The following is a 13,855-nucleotide window of genomic DNA, read 5'->3' on the forward strand; positions in this document are numbered from 1 at the left end:
GAGGCGAAAAAGCTTACCAAACGATACAACTCGCGATACCACTCAACGCATGCACAAATACAAGGCTTCTTTCCAATCCGGCAAGTGGCAGAAGCGCGCCATCAGGCGTTCGGACGACAGCACCGAATACTGCGGGCGCTTGGCCGGCACCGGATATTCGGCGCTGGTGATCGGCAACACACGACATTCCAGCCCCGCCGCCTCGACGATGGCCCGGGTGAAGTCGAACCAGGTGGTCTGGCCCTGGGCGCTCAGGTGATACACGCCGCTGTTCTGCACCCACCACTCGCGCCCGCCCGCGTGGGCTTGCGACAGCACCAGCGCGGTGCTGTCGGCGATGGTGCGGCTCCAGGTCGGCGCGCCGTGCTGGTCGGCCACCACGCGCAGTTCGTCGCGCTCGCTGGCCAGGCGCAGCATGGTCAGCAGGAAGTTCTTGCCGCGCATGCCGTACACCCAGCTGGTGCGGAAGATCAGGTGCGGAATGCCGGCCGCGGCGATGGCCTGCTCGCCGGCCAGCTTGCTGGCGCCGTAGACGTTGAGCGGGCCGGTGGCGTCGTCCTCCACCCGCGCCGCCGGCTCGCTGCCGTCGAACACGTAGTCGGTCGAGTAGTGCACCATGGCCGCGCCCAGCAGCCCGGCTTCCCGCGCCATCAGGCCCGGCGCTTCGGCGTTGATGCGGTGCGCCAGTTCCGGCTCGCTCTCGGCCTTGTCGACCGCCGTGTAGGCGGCCGGATTGACGATCAGGCCCGGCTTTTCGCGGCGGATCACGTCGCGCACCTGGTCCAGGTCGGACAGGTCCATCACCTTGCGGTCGACCGCCACCACCTCGCCTATGCCTTGCAGGCTGCGCGCCAGTTCATAGCCCACCTGGCCGCTGCTGCCGGTCAGCAGGATTTTCATGCGAACACCTCGGCGTCGGCCAGCAGCACGGCGGCCTGGTCTTTACCGGACAGCAGCGGCGCCGCGTCCAGCGCCGGCCACTCGATGCCGATGGCCGGATCGTTCCACAGCACCGAGCGCTCGTGCTCGGGCGCCCAGTAGTCGGTGGTCTTGTAGAGGAATTCGGCGGCGTCGCTGGTGACCACGAAGCCGTGCGCGAAACCGGGCGGTATCCACATCTGCTTCTTGTTCTCGGCCGACAGTTCGATGCCGTACCACTGGCCGAAGGTGGCCGAGCTCTTGCGCATGTCGACGGCGACGTCGAACACGCTGCCGGCGGTGGCGCGCACCAGCTTGCCCTGCGCCTGCTGGATCTGGTAGTGCAGGCCGCGCAGCACGCCCTTGGCCGAGCGCGAATGGTTGTCCTGCACGAAAGGCAGGCTGACGCCGGTCAGTTCGGCGAAACGGCGGGCGTTGAAACTCTCGAAGAAAAAGCCGCGGTCGTCGCCGAACACGCGCGGCTCCAGCACCAGCAAGCCCTCCAGCGGTGTAGCGATCACATTCATCGTGGCACGACCTTGTCTTCAAGAATCTGCAGCAGATATTGGCCGTAGTTGTTTTTCTTCAGCGGCTCGGCCAGCTTGCGCAGCTGGGCGGCGTCGATGTAGCCCTTGCGGTAAGCGATCTCTTCCGGGCAAGCCACTTTCAAGCCCTGGCGCTTTTCGATGGTGGCGATGAACTGCGAGGCATCGAGCAGCGACTCGTGGGTGCCGGTGTCGAGCCAGGCCATGCCGCGCCCCATCACCTCGACGTTGAGCTGCTGCTTTTCCAGGTAGATGCGGTTGACGTCGGTAATTTCCAGCTCGCCGCGCGCGGACGGCTTGATGCTGGCGGCGATGTCGCACACCTGCTTGTCGTAGAAATACAGGCCGGTGACGGCGTAGTTCGATTTCGGCTTGAGCGGTTTTTCCTCGATCGACACCGCCGTGCGGTCGGCGTCGAACTCGACCACGCCGTAGCGTTCCGGGTCCTGCACGTGGTAGGCGAACACGGTGGCGCCGTCGGTCTGCTCGGTGGCGTGGCGCAGCAAGGCGTCGAGGTCGTTGCCGTAGTAGATGTTATCGCCCAGGATCAGCGCCGACGGCGAATCGCCGACGAAGTCCTTGCCGATGATGAAGGCTTGCGCCAGGCCATCCGGCGAAGGCTGGACCGCGTAGCTGATGTGGATGCCCCACTGGCTGCCGTCGCCCAGCAGGTCCTGGAAGCGCGGCGTGTCCTGCGGCGTCGAGATCAGCAGGATCTCGGTCATGCCGGCCAACATCAGCACCGTCAGCGGATGGTAGATCATCGGCTTGTCGTAGATCGGCAGCAGCTGCTTGGAGACGCTCATCGTCACCGGATACAGGCGGGTGCCGGAGCCGCCTGCCAGGATGATGCCTTTGCGGCTATTGGTAGGAGTGCTCATGGCTGGCCTTCGCGATTAAAGTAATTGGTTTCCACCCACTTGGCATAGCTGCCCGACTGCACGTCGGCGACCCAGTCCTGGTGGTCCAGGTACCACTGCACGGTCTTGGCGATGCCGGTCTCGAAGGTCTCGGCCGGTTTCCAGCCCAGTTCGCGCTCCAGCTTGCGGGCGTCGATGGCGTAGCGGCGGTCGTGGCCGGGGCGGTCCTTGACGTAGGTGATTTGCGCGCGGTAGCTGGCGCCGTCCGCTTTCGGCTTGAGCCGGTCCAGCATGTCGCACAGCGTGTGCACCACGTCCAGGTTGGCCATCTCGTTCCAGCCGCCGACGTTGTAGGTCTCGCCCAGGCGGCCCGCCGCCAGCACGCGGCGGATCGCCGCGCAGTGGTCGCTGACGTACAGCCAGTCGCGCACCTGCTGGCCGTCGCCGTAGATCGGCAGCGGCTTGCCGGCCTGGGCGTTGGCGATGATCAGCGGGATCAGCTTCTCGGGGAAGTGATACGGGCCGTAGTTGTTGGAGCAGTTGGTGGTCACCGTCGGCAGGCCGTAGGTGTGGTGGTAGGAACGCACCAGGTGGTCGGAGGCGGCCTTGGACGCCGAGTACGGGCTGTTGGGCGCGAACGCGGTGGTCTCGCTGAACGGCGCATCGTCCGGGCCCAGCGTGCCGTAGACCTCGTCGGTGGACACGTGCAGGAAGCGGAACGCCGCCTTCTCCTCGTCCGGCAGCGCCGACCAGTAGGCGCGCGCCGCTTCGAGCAGGCTGAAGGTGCCGTTGATGTTGGTGTTGATGAACTCGCCCGGTCCGAGGATGGAGCGGTCCACATGGCTTTCGGCGGCGAAGTGCACCACCGCGCGCGGCCGGTGCCGCTGGAACAGGGCCAGCACTTGCGCCTGGTCGCAGATGTCGCCGCGCACAAAGGTGTGGCGCGCGTCCTGCTTCAGCGACGCCAGGTTGTTCAGATTGCCTGCGTAGGTCAGCTTATCGTAGTTGATAACAGACTCGTCCGACTGAGCCAACCAGTCGAGTACAAAATTCGAGCCGATGAAACCCGCACCACCCGTCACAAAAATCATTTAGTATCCCGCTGCAAGAGTCAAAGTAGTCGCAAGCATGATTTTATGTGAAACTGCCCTGCTACCGGGCAAAAATCGACACCCCGCGCTCTGAATTCAGGGTATTTCAGATTCCAAAGCAACGAACCACAGAGCATCCACATGAAAACCTATGTAATCGGGGATTTGCAGGGCTGCCACGAGCAGACCTTGTTGCTGCTGGAGCGCATCCGCGAACATGCCGGTGAAGAAGAGCCCGTCATACTGTTTGCTGGCGACCTGATCAATCGCGGCCCGGATTCGCTGGCCACGCTGCGCCATGTGCGGGCGCTGGCGATGGGCAGCGGCGGCCGCATCGACAGCGTGCTCGGCAATCACGACCTGCACTTGCTGGCGGTGGCCTACGGCATCCGGCCCGAGCACAAGTCCGACACGCTGGCCGAGATCCTGCACGCGCCCGACAGGGACGAGCTGATCGATTGGCTGCGGCGCCGTCCGCTGGCCATCCACACCCAGGGCCATCTGCTGGTGCACGCCGGCCTGCTGCCGCAATGGACGGCGGCGCAGGCGATGGCCTTGGCCGGCGAAGTGCAGCAGATGTTGCGCGGCGCCGGCATCGAAGAGTTCCTGGCCGGGATGTACGGCAACCTGCCGGACCGCTGGAGCGACGCGCTGCACGGCGCGGACCGGCTGCGCTGCATCATCAACGCGATGACGCGGCTGCGCTTTTGCGACGCCGACGGCGTGATGGATTTCAAGATGAAGGAAAGCGGCACGGCGGAACAAGGCTCGGGCCTGATGCCGTGGTTCGAGGTGCCGGGCCGGCGCAGCCGCAAGGAGACGGTGGTGTTCGGCCACTGGTCGGCGCTGGGGCTGGTGCTGAAGCCGCACTTGATCGGACTCGACAGTGGCTGCGTGTGGGGCGGCCAGTTGAGCGCCGTGTGCCTGGAAGACCGCAGCCTGCTGCAGGTGCAGTGCCCGGAGTTCCAGCAACACGGCGGCAAGAAGAACTAGTGAGCAGCGGCCGCCACGCCCAGCGCGGCGGCGACGGCCTGGTGCGTGGCCTCGGCCAGCTCGCGGCGGTGGGCGCCGATGCTGTCGATGGCCGGCAAGATCGTCAACCTGGCCTTGACCGGCGGCCCATCGAGGATCAGCATGATGCTCTCGGCGAAGCTGGTGTCGCCGATGAAATCCACCGACGGATGCGAAACGCCCGACGGATCGCGGTACGACAGCGCGATCGCCTGCACCGGCACCTTGGCGTCGATCGCCGCCTCGAACAGATTGGCGTGGAACGGCAGCAAGCCGCCCTGCGCCGCCGTGGTCCCCTCCGGGAAGAAGGCCACCCGCTCGCCGCGCTCCAGGCTGTGCACCAGGCCCTTGAAGATGTGCCGCAGGTCGCGCCGGTTGCCGCGCGCGATGAAGATCGTGCCGGCCTTCTCCGCCAGCCAGCCGGCCAGCGGCCACGCGCGGATCTCGGACTTGGCCACGAAGTGGCTGGGATGCATGCTGTGGATGACGAAGATGTCCAGCCACGAGACGTGATTGGCCACCACCATCGCCCGCTCCAGCAAGGGCACGCCGGCGTCCTGCTCCACCGTCACATTGCACATCGCCAGCAGCCGGGTCGACCAGCGGCGGATGTGGCCGTTACGCTTTTGCTGCCCGATCCAGGGGAACACCGTCGCACAGATCGCCATGCCCACCAGCACGTGCACAAACACCCGCGCCAGGCGGAAGATCATCATAAGCTTCATGCAAACCGATCAGCTGCGTTGGTAGGCGACGTGACCTGCCACGATGGTGGTGCGGACCTGCCCGGCCAGGTTGTAGCCGATGAAGGGCGTGTGCTTGCCCTGGCTGGCCAGCGCCGACGCTTCCACGGTCCAGCGCGCTTCGGGATCGAACAGGCAGACGTCGGCCGAGGCGCCGACCGACAAGGTGCCGGCGTCCAGCCCGGCCACGCGGGCGGCGTCGGAGGTGATGCGCGCCAGCGCGCGCGCCAGCGGACGCACCGCGCCCGTGTCCTGGGTGGCGGCGTAGTCGTCGGCCCATTTCAGCGCCAGCGACAGCAGCAGCTCCAGCCCGGTCGCGCCGGGCGAGGCTTCGCCGAACGGCAGCAGTTTCTCGTCGTCGTCGACCGGCGTGTGGTCCGAGCACAGCGCGTCGACCGTGCCGTCCAGCAGGCCGAGGCGGATGGCGTCGCGGTCGCGCTGGCTGCGGAACGGCGGCGTCACGCGCGCGTTCGAATCGAAGAAGCCGATGTCGGCGTCGGTCATGTGGATGTGGTGGGCGCCGACGTCGCAGGTGACCGGCAAGCCTTCCTTCTTGGCGCCGCGCACCAGCTCCAGGCCGGCCGCCGACGACATGCGGCACAGGTGCACGCGGGCGCCGGTCGAACGCATCAGCTCGAAGATCGTGTGCAGCGCGATGGTCTCCGACATCACCGGCACGCCGGACAGGCCCAGGCGCGAAGCCAGCGGGCCGCTGGCGGCGATGCCGCCGCGGCCGATGTGCGCGTCCTGCGGACGCAGCCACACGGTGTAGTTGAAGGTCTTGGCGTACTGCATGGCGCGCAGCAGCACGTTGGTGTCTTCGATCGGCTCTTCCGCCTGGGCGAAGCCGATGCAGCCCGCTTCGGTCAGCTCGGCCATCTCGGTCAGCGCCTTGCCCTTGAGGCCGACGGTCAGCGCGCCCAGCGGGTGCACATGGGCCTGGTTCAAGGTCTTGGCGCGGTGCTTGAGCATCTCGACCAGGCCCGGCTCGTCGAGCACCGGATCGGTGTCCGGCGGGCAGACCAGGCTGGTCACGCCGCCTTGCATGGCGGCCTGCATTTCCGATTCCAAGGTGGCCTTGTATTCGTAGCCCGGCTCGCGCAGCCGCGCCGACAGGTCGACGAAACCGGGCGAGACGATCAGGCCGGTGGCGTCGATGGTCTGGTCGGCGGTGAAGCCGACGGGCGCGCTGCCGACCGCCAGCACTTTGCCGTCGGCGATGTAGAGGTCGTTCTTGCCGTCGATGCCGTTGGCCGGATCGATCAGGTGACCGTTTTTAATGTGTAGTTTCATGCCTGCGTTCATCCCTGCGTCCCCGCCACTATGCTCATTACCGCCATCCGTACTGCGATCCCGAAAGTCACCTGCGGCAGTATCACCGCCTGCGGACCGTCCGCCACCGCCGAGTCGATCTCGACGCCGCGGTTCATCGGCCCCGGGTGCATGACGATCGCGTCCGGCTTGGCCAGCGCCAGGCGTTCCGGCGTCAGGCCGTAGCTCTTGAAGTATTCCTGCGCCGACGGCAGCAGCGCGCCGCTCATGCGCTCGTTCTGCAGGCGCAGCATGATGATCACGTCGACGCCCTTCAAGCCCGCTTCCATATTGGTGAAGGTGCGCACGCCCATCTGCTCGAGGCCGCCCGGCAGCAGGGTGTGCGGGCCGATCGCGCGCACTTCCGGCACGCCCAGGGTGGTCAGCGCGTGGATGTCGGAACGGGCCACGCGGCTGTGCAGGATGTCGCCGACGATCGCCACCGTCAGGTTGGTGAAGTCCTTCTTGTAGTGGCGGATGGTGTACATGTCCAGCAGGCCCTGGGTCGGGTGCGCGTGGCGGCCGTCGCCGGCGTTGACCACGTGGACGTGCGACTGTTTGGTGTCGTGCAGGTGCTTGGCGATCAGGTAGGGCGCGCCCGACTGCGCGTGGCGCACCACGAACATGTCGGCGTGCATGGCCGACAGATTGTCGATGGTGTCGAGCAGCGACTCGCCCTTGCTGGCGGACGAGGCCTGGATGTTCAGGTTGATCACGTCGGCCGACAAGCGCTTCGAGGCGATCTCGAAGGTGGTGCGGGTGCGGGTGGAGTTCTCGAAGAACAGGTTGAACACCGACTTGCCGCGCATCAGCGGGACCTTCTTGACGTCGCGGTCGGAGATGCCGACGAACGACGAGGCGGTGTCGAGGATGTGGTTGACGATGGACTTCGGCAGTCCCTCGATCGACAGCAAGTGCTGGAGCTCGCCGTGTTTATTCAGTTGCGGATTAAGCATGGTTTTATTCTATGGTTAGCGTAAATTTTCCATCGTCGGCGCGCTTGAGCACCAGCGCCTGTCCTTGCGGCACCTGCACGTGGGCGGCGACGAAATCGGCCGCCACCGGCAACTGGCGTTCGCCGCGGTCGACCAGCGCGGCCAGCATGATGCGCGCCGGGCGGCCGTAGTCGAACAGCTCGTTGATCGCGGCGCGGGTGGTGCGGCCGGTGTACAGCACGTCGTCCACCAGCAGCAGGTTGGCGGCCGCCACTTCGAAGCCGATGTGGGTCGGCTTGACGTCGGCCGGCAAGCCCTTCCTGGCGTAATCGTCGCGGTAGAAGGACACGTCCAGCACGCCGCAGCGGGCGGACAGGCCGAGGTCGGCCGCCAGGCGTTCGGCGATCCAGGCGCCGCCGGAGTGGATGCCGACGATGGCGACGTCGGCCACGCCGGCCAGGCCGGCTTTGACGTCGGCCAGCAGGGTCGCGTACAGCGCTTCGGCGTCGAGTTGGTTGGGGTTCAGTGTGGACATGGGATTTAGTGGGTGTCGAAATATTGTTGCAGGATGATGGCGGCGGCGCGGTCGTCGATGACTTCGCCGCGCTTGGCGGCAATCACGGCCGACGAATAGCGCTCGTCGACCAGCTCCACCGGCAGGCTGAAGCGGCCGTGCAACTGGTTGGCGAACTTGCGCGCGCGCGCGGTCATGTCGTGCTCGGCGCCGTCGGGGTGCATGGGCAGGCCGACCACCAGCCGCGCCGGCTTCCACTCGGCCAGCAGCGCGGCGATGTCGGCAAAGCGGGTGGCGTTGTCGATGGCGGCGATGACTTTGACGGGCTCGGCCTGGCGGATCATGGTATTGCCCATGGCCACGCCGATGCGTTTGACGCCGAAATCGAATGCGAAGATGGTCTCGATGTTCACGGCATGCACATCTTATGCATGGCCGGCCTCCGAGGTCAGCATCAGCGGATCGATGCCCAGCAGGCGCATCGCGGCCGTGTAGCGCTCTTCAATTGGCAGGTTGAACAGGATCTCCGGATCGGCGCCCACGGTCAGCCAGCCGTTGCGGCTGATCTCGTCTTCCAGCTGCCCCGGGCTCCAGCCCGAATAGCCGATCGACACCAGCATGCGCGGCGGACCGTCGCCGGCGGCCACCGCCTCCAGCACGTCGATCGAGGTGGTGAAGGCGACGTCCGCGGTCACCGTCAGCGACGACGAATAGCGGGTGCCCGGCGTGTGCAGCACGAAGCCGCGGTCGTCCTGCACCGGGCCGCCGAACATGATGGGGGCGTCGACGTCGACGCCGGACTCCAGCTTGAGGTCGATGCGCTCGAACAGCACCTCCATCGTCATGTCGGTGGGTTTGTTGATGACCACGCCCAGCACGCCGTTTTCATTGTGCTCGCACACGTACACGACGGTGCCGCCAAAGACCGGATCTTGCATGGAAGGCATTGCAATCAGGAAATGATTTGCCAGGTTCAGCGTCGCCGCCGCACCCTCTCCAGCGGATTCCAGGGGATCGCCGGCTTCCTGCAGCAGGCCGGGTACAGGGAGAGTTTTGCCGATTTTGCTTTTCTTCATATGCGTGTTCTTTCTGTGCTGCTGACAATTACTGTAGTATTCGCGCGGCTAGCAACTCTGTCTAAACGATAGTTTACACTGAATTGCGGATGCGGCCATGTTTGAGTTCCCCCACCCGATTGACACAGACTCAATGAAACTGAATTCTTCCCTGGTCTGGCTGCGCCGCGATCTGCGGGTTTTCGACCATGTCGCCCTGCACCAGGCCCTGCAAGACAGCGCCCGCGTGTATTGTGTTTTTGTCTACGACACCACCATCCTGGACGGGCTGCCGCGCCGCGACCGGCGGGTCGACTTCATCCATGCCAGCATCGCCGAAGTGGCGGCCGAGCTGCAACAGCTGGGCGGCCAGCTGATCGTGCGCCACGCCGATCCGGCCGCCGCGATCCCGGCCCTGGCCGCCGAACTGGGCGTGGATGCCGTGTATTGCAACCACGACTACGAGCCGCAAGCCATCGCCCGCGACGCCGCTGTGGCGCAGGCGCTGCGCGCCGACGGCCGCCGGTTCTGCAGCTACAAAGACCAGGTGGTGTTTGAAAAAAGCGAAGTGCTGTCGCAGACCGGCGGCGTGTTCTCGGTGTTTACGCCCTACAAGAACGCCTGGCTGAAAAAGCTGGAGGCGGACCCGTCGGTGCTGGCGCCCTACCACATCGAAGCGCACGTCGCGCGGCTGGCGCCGCCGCCCGACCCGGCGCCGGCGTTGCCGACGCTGGCCGAGCTCGGCTTCGAGCCCAGCAACCTGGCCGACATGAAGATCCCGACCGGCATGTCGGGCGCGGCGCAGCTGTGGCAAGACTTCCTGCCCCGCATCGCCAACTACAAGGACGCGCGCGACTACCCGGCCGTGAAGGGACCGTCGTACCTGTCCATCCACTTCCGCTTCGGCACGCTGTCGGTGCGGCACCTGGTGCGCACCGTGGCCGACCTGATGGCGCGCGGCGGCGGCGGCGAAGGCGCGCCGGTGTGGCTGGCGGAATTGATCTGGCGCGAGTTCTACGCCATGATCCTGTTCCACAACCCGCACGTGGTGGGCGGCGCCTACAAGCCGGCCTACGACGCCATCGAGTGGGAAACCGGCCCGCAGGCCGACCAGCTGTTCGCCGCCTGGTGCCAAGGCCGCACCGGCTACCCGCTGGTGGACGCGGCGATGGCCCAGCTGAACCAGACCGGCTACATGCACAACCGCCTGCGCATGGTGACGGCCTGCTTCCTGATCAAGGACCTGGGCATAGACTGGCGCCGCGGCGAGGCCTATTTCGCGCAGCACCTGAACGACTACGACCTGGCCTCCAACAACGGCGGCTGGCAATGGGCATCCTCGTCCGGCTGCGACGCCCAGCCCTACTTCCGCATCTTCAACCCGATCACGCAATCGGAAAAGTTCGACGGCACGGGCAAGTTCATCCGCCGCTACCTGCCGCAGCTCAAGGATCTGAGCGACAAGGAAATCCACGCGCCATGGCTGACGCCGCGCATGCTGCCGCTGGACTACCCCGCTCCCATCGTCATGCACGAGCAAGCGCGCAGGCGCACGCTGGAGCGCTACGCGGTGGTGAAGAAAGCCGACTGACGCATATGTGAGCGATTTGTGGGGTGCTCCGCACGACACTGGGAACACCAGGACTGCCGTCAACAGGCCTGATGTCATCATTCCCACTGTCCACAGGAGTTCCCATGTTGCAAGCACCAACCGCCCCAACCCCGCTGCTTGGTTCCGTCGTCTGCACGCCCGCCGTCGCCGCCATCGGCGACAGCGTCTGCGTCGAAGTCAAGGCGCCGAACGGCCAGTCCTACGATAACAACGAAAACGGCAACATCTGCATCAACGGCGTGCCCGGTTCCAAGCAGTACCTGGTGTGGAACCGCGCCGGCAAGAAGACCATCAACGTCACCGCCGGCAAGCGCGGCGCCATCGAGAAGTTGAAGGCCGAAGTCCAGATCAACGCCCCCGCCGACGGCAGGCAGCCGCCGATGCTGACGGTGCGCAGCGCGCCGCACAACCCGACCGCGATGATACTGACGGTGCAGAACGCGCCCGAGCGCCGCACCCAGGGCACGCCGCGTCCGCGCATCGAGATCAAGCCGCGCCACCCGGCCACGCCCGCCGTTCCAAGCGGCCCCATCGTGCCGCGCAAAACGGCGATGAGCGCGCGCACCATCCCAGCCCGCGACGCCGCCAGCCATCCGATCCTGTTGCCGACTACGCAACCGCGCCTGGCCATCAACGCCGGCGGCGGCGCCACCGCCGCCGTCTACAACTGGCAGCTGGGCGCGACCGCCCTGGGCAGCACCCATCCGACGGTGCAGCACGATTTCTCCGCCCAGCTCAATCCCAACCGGCCGCACACGGTGTTCCATGTGCAGGTGACGGTGCAGCAGGCGGGCGCCGCGCCGCGCGTGATCCGGCGCAGCGTCAGCGTGGCCAATCCCTACTTCCTGGCGCGCCAGCGCGGCGTGCTGCAACCGCCGGTGGACAGCAGCGACTTCAGCGCCCAATTCGTCGACGGCAGCTTCCGCGCCAGCTTCGTGGTGCGCAATCCCGAAGCCGGCAACCTGACGCTGAGCAGCATGCAGCTGGAACTGGCCTATGAAGACGGCCCGCGCGAGTTCGAACTGCGGCCGCCGGTCGCCAGCGCCATCGTGCTCAAAGCCCATGCCAGCACCCGCATCAACGTCGCGATTCCGAAGGCGCAGCTGCCGCAGCAGGCCATCGCCTTCAGCGTGCATTACAAGGGTACGGCGCCGAACGGCCTGCCGGTGCGCGTCAGCGCCCACTTCGACGTGCCCCAGCACATGAGCAAGAAGCTGCTGGTCAACGCCAACGCGCAGGCACTGCTGAACGACCTGGCCAGCCGCCAGCTGGTCGCCGATCCGGGCACCATCACGCTGGAGGAAGTGGCGCGCCTGGGCCACTACGGCATGCTGTCGGCCGCCACCTCGTCGGCGCTGCAACCGGTGCGCACGCTGGCGGCGATGGAGATGCACATGGCGCCGCCGTTCCCGGTCGAGGGCCAGGAATGCGATCCATGGAATATGCCGGACCACATCCCCGACGGCATGTTCTGCATGCCGACCCAGGAAAAACGCTGGATGCAGATGCCGCCGCGCTTCATGAACGCCAAGAAGGGCGACTTGATCCTCAACCCCAGCAACGGCAGCCTGATCTCCGCCGTGCTGCAGACGGTGTCGCCGCCGCAGCGCTATTCGCACTCCGGCATCATGACCCGCAACCGCGACGAGATCACCCACTCCACCGCCTCGGAAGACCGGCTGATCGAATTCATCGACGGCGACGGCGCCCGTCCCGACGTGCTCAAATACCTGTGGCCGGGCGTGGTCACGCAGACCGTCGAACACGCGGTCGACGGCGAGGACATGGTCGATCCCGAGACCGGCAAGAAGTATCCGATCGCCGGCTTCGCCACCATCGAATCGAAGATGGACCTGGGCGGCGTGGCGCCGGAGATCGTGCCGGCCATGGTGGTCAAGCCCGATCCGCTGAAGGAAACGCTGGAGATCCGCCAGACGCTGCACGGCATCGCCGATTTCGCCGCCCAGCAGGCCGGCAAGAGCCACTACCGCTTCTACTGCTACACCAAGCCCGCCATCGGCCTGACCGACAAGGCGCCGGCCAGCGCCAAGTGGGCCGCCAACACCTTCCCGACCGTGTGCTCGTCGCTGCTGTGGATGTCGATCAAGCAGTCCGGCGTGCCGATGGAAGGCGGCACGCTGGAACAGAGCGATCTGACCGGCGGCGCGCAAATCGTGCAGTCGACGCCGGACGGCCTGTACGTCTACCAGTCCGACGAGCGCATCGCCGCCGGCGAGGTCCTGTACACGAAGATCCACGAGATGGTGCTGGAGAGCGCCGGCTGGCTGGGCAACGCGCTGACCGACGCCGCCGACGACACCGCCAACCAGATGCTCAACGCCTTCGCCTCCGACTGGTGCGAGACCGACGCCAAGGACTCCGACGCCTGGCGCCAGACCGGCGACGCCAACGCCGTCAGCCCCGCCAACCTGTGCTTCTTCGACGCGCCGCTGTACGGCTATGCCGAGCCGCTGATCTACCGGCCGGCGCGCTGGGAGGAAGTGACCGTCTACAAATGGAAGAAGGTGGCGCAGACCGGCACCTTGCACGGCGTGGTGCACTACGGCGACAAGGCGGCGGCCGGCGTCAGCGTGCAGCTGTCGCAGAACCAGTTCACCCACAGCGCCGCCGACGGCAGCTTCACGCTGACCGGGGTGCCGGTGGGCAGCGTGCAAGTCACCGCCGACAAGCAGGAGCTGCACGGCGCCGCAACGGTGACGGTGAAGGCCAACCAGACCGCCAACGTGACGGTGGACCTGAAGGATCCGCCGCACTGGTTCCGCCGCATGACCATCGACGGCTGGATGGCGACCACCGACTATGAATTCGCCGCCGCGGCCTATCCGCACAGCGTCGGCGATTTCTACAACATCGCCCAGCTGGGACCGTCGTCCGACACCCACATCGTGAAGGTGTTCGACCAGGTGGCCGACGACGCGATGGGCCGCCTGATCCTGACGCTGGACCTGCTGGCCAACGACGTCATCCAGGTCAAGGCCACGCTGCGCTGCTACGGCGAGGGCTATGCCGACGGCGACAACTACCAGGAGGGCCACCTGGCGCCGTTCACCGTCGGGCCGGGCAAGAGCGGCACCTGGTGGATGTTCGTCGACGGCGACAACTACGCCGAGGCGCACTTCACGCTGACCAACAAGGTCGATCCGGTGTAAGCCGCAAGGCCAGGGGGCGGCCCGGCCGCCCCTTGCAGCACGATAGTTGTCGAAATTAAAGATTTGTTCTTTTCATAATCAGAATTAAAC

General features: G+C 66.2%; 13 protein-coding genes. 3 read left to right on the forward strand and 10 right to left on the reverse strand.

Annotated elements, in window-relative coordinates; translation table 11 throughout:
* Positions 1–42: 42 nt before the first annotated feature.
* Genes rfbD through rfbB form a run of 4 tightly spaced genes read right to left on the reverse strand, consistent with a single transcriptional unit; the run spans position 43 to position 3,414 of the window.
* Complete coding sequence (rfbD, locus tag AC1RMD_RS16330) at positions 43–900, reverse strand: dTDP-4-dehydrorhamnose reductase (RefSeq protein ID WP_492927728.1); 858 nt, start codon at positions 898–900, stop codon at positions 43–45.
* The gene (rfbC, locus tag AC1RMD_RS16335; RefSeq protein WP_492927729.1) at positions 897–1,445 is read right to left on the reverse strand and encodes a dTDP-4-dehydrorhamnose 3,5-epimerase; all 549 of its coding nucleotides are present in this window, start codon (positions 1,443–1,445) and stop codon (positions 897–899) included. Before rfbC ends, rfbD begins: the two co-directional genes overlap by 4 nt.
* A complete protein-coding gene (rfbA, locus tag AC1RMD_RS16340; protein WP_492927730.1) occupies positions 1,442–2,344 on the reverse strand; it encodes a glucose-1-phosphate thymidylyltransferase RfbA in 903 nt (300 codons plus the stop codon). The genes rfbC and rfbA overlap by 4 nt, the downstream gene beginning before the upstream one ends.
* Positions 2,341–3,414, reverse strand: a complete 1,074-nt coding sequence (gene rfbB / locus AC1RMD_RS16345) for a dTDP-glucose 4,6-dehydratase (protein WP_492927731.1) — start codon at positions 3,412–3,414, stop codon at positions 2,341–2,343. Before rfbB ends, rfbA begins: the two co-directional genes overlap by 4 nt.
* A gap of 141 nt (positions 3,415–3,555) precedes the next feature.
* On the opposite strand from rfbB, the gene AC1RMD_RS16350 reads away from it, so the two are divergent.
* Entirely contained in the window at positions 3,556–4,407 is an 852-nt protein-coding gene (locus AC1RMD_RS16350) for a symmetrical bis(5'-nucleosyl)-tetraphosphatase (protein ID WP_492927732.1), read from the forward strand.
* Here AC1RMD_RS16350 and AC1RMD_RS16355 read toward each other — a convergent pair.
* Genes AC1RMD_RS16355 through AC1RMD_RS16380 form a run of 6 tightly spaced genes read right to left on the reverse strand, consistent with a single transcriptional unit; the run spans position 4,404 to position 9,004 of the window.
* Positions 4,404–5,150 carry a lysophospholipid acyltransferase family protein gene (locus tag AC1RMD_RS16355; protein ID WP_492927733.1) on the reverse strand — a complete coding sequence of 249 codons (747 nt, stop codon included), beginning with the start codon at positions 5,148–5,150 and terminating at the stop codon, positions 4,404–4,406. The two genes, AC1RMD_RS16350 and AC1RMD_RS16355, sit on opposite strands and share 4 nt — an antisense overlap.
* Positions 5,151–5,159: 9 nt before the next feature.
* Positions 5,160–6,461: a dihydroorotase gene (locus tag AC1RMD_RS16360; RefSeq protein WP_492927734.1), complete on the reverse strand. Its 1,302-nt coding sequence runs from the start codon at positions 6,459–6,461 to the stop codon at positions 5,160–5,162.
* A gap of 8 nt (positions 6,462–6,469) precedes the next feature.
* Positions 6,470–7,435 carry an aspartate carbamoyltransferase catalytic subunit gene (locus AC1RMD_RS16365; RefSeq protein WP_492927735.1) on the reverse strand — a complete coding sequence of 322 codons (966 nt, stop codon included), beginning with the start codon at positions 7,433–7,435 and terminating at the stop codon, positions 6,470–6,472.
* 4 nt (positions 7,436–7,439) lie between these two features.
* Positions 7,440–7,949 carry a bifunctional pyr operon transcriptional regulator/uracil phosphoribosyltransferase PyrR gene (gene pyrR, locus AC1RMD_RS16370; protein WP_492927736.1) on the reverse strand — a complete coding sequence of 170 codons (510 nt, stop codon included), beginning with the start codon at positions 7,947–7,949 and terminating at the stop codon, positions 7,440–7,442.
* 5 nt (positions 7,950–7,954) lie between these two features.
* Positions 7,955–8,341, reverse strand: coding sequence for a Holliday junction resolvase RuvX (gene ruvX, locus AC1RMD_RS16375; protein ID WP_492927737.1), 387 nt, complete (start codon positions 8,339–8,341; stop codon positions 7,955–7,957).
* Between the two features lie 12 nt (positions 8,342–8,353).
* A complete protein-coding gene (locus AC1RMD_RS16380) occupies positions 8,354–9,004 on the reverse strand; it encodes a YqgE/AlgH family protein (RefSeq protein ID WP_492927738.1) in 651 nt (216 codons plus the stop codon).
* 133 nt (positions 9,005–9,137) lie between these two features.
* Here AC1RMD_RS16380 and AC1RMD_RS16385 point away from each other — a divergent pair, with 133 nt between their 5' ends.
* Together AC1RMD_RS16385 and AC1RMD_RS16390 are read left to right on the forward strand one after the other, a co-directional pair.
* Positions 9,138–10,574, forward strand: coding sequence for a cryptochrome/photolyase family protein (locus tag AC1RMD_RS16385; protein ID WP_492927739.1), 1,437 nt, complete (start codon positions 9,138–9,140; stop codon positions 10,572–10,574).
* A gap of 104 nt (positions 10,575–10,678) precedes the next feature.
* Positions 10,679–13,765 (forward strand): carboxypeptidase-like regulatory domain-containing protein, encoded by a 3,087-nt coding sequence (locus tag AC1RMD_RS16390; protein ID WP_492927740.1) that lies wholly within the window; start codon positions 10,679–10,681, stop codon positions 13,763–13,765.
* Positions 13,766–13,855 lie beyond the last annotated feature (90 nt).

Source organism: Duganella sp. GW822-FHT06D06 (genome assembly GCF_058799615.1).

Excerpts from the sequence above, each read along its gene's own strand:
- rfbA (WP_492927730.1), bottom strand. The coding sequence starts at position 2,344 with ATGAGCACTCCTACCAATAGCCGCAAAGGCATCATCCTGGCAGGCGGC.
- AC1RMD_RS16380 (WP_492927738.1), bottom strand. The coding sequence starts at position 9,004 with ATGAAGAAAAGCAAAATCGGCAAAACTCTCCCTGTACCCGGCCTGCTG.
- rfbB (WP_492927731.1), bottom strand. The coding sequence starts at position 3,414 with ATGATTTTTGTGACGGGTGGTGCGGGTTTCATCGGCTCGAATTTTGTA.
- AC1RMD_RS16390 (WP_492927740.1), top strand. The coding sequence starts at position 10,679 with ATGTTGCAAGCACCAACCGCCCCAACCCCGCTGCTTGGTTCCGTCGTC.
- rfbC (WP_492927729.1), bottom strand. The coding sequence starts at position 1,445 with ATGAATGTGATCGCTACACCGCTGGAGGGCTTGCTGGTGCTGGAGCCG.
- pyrR (WP_492927736.1), bottom strand. The coding sequence starts at position 7,949 with ATGTCCACACTGAACCCCAACCAACTCGACGCCGAAGCGCTGTACGCG.
- AC1RMD_RS16360 (WP_492927734.1), bottom strand. The coding sequence starts at position 6,461 with ATGAAACTACACATTAAAAACGGTCACCTGATCGATCCGGCCAACGGC.
- AC1RMD_RS16350 (WP_492927732.1), top strand. The coding sequence starts at position 3,556 with ATGAAAACCTATGTAATCGGGGATTTGCAGGGCTGCCACGAGCAGACC.
- rfbD (WP_492927728.1), bottom strand. The coding sequence starts at position 900 with ATGAAAATCCTGCTGACCGGCAGCAGCGGCCAGGTGGGCTATGAACTG.
- AC1RMD_RS16365 (WP_492927735.1), bottom strand. The coding sequence starts at position 7,435 with ATGCTTAATCCGCAACTGAATAAACACGGCGAGCTCCAGCACTTGCTG.
- AC1RMD_RS16355 (WP_492927733.1), bottom strand. The coding sequence starts at position 5,150 with ATGAAGCTTATGATGATCTTCCGCCTGGCGCGGGTGTTTGTGCACGTG.
- AC1RMD_RS16385 (WP_492927739.1), top strand. The coding sequence starts at position 9,138 with ATGAAACTGAATTCTTCCCTGGTCTGGCTGCGCCGCGATCTGCGGGTT.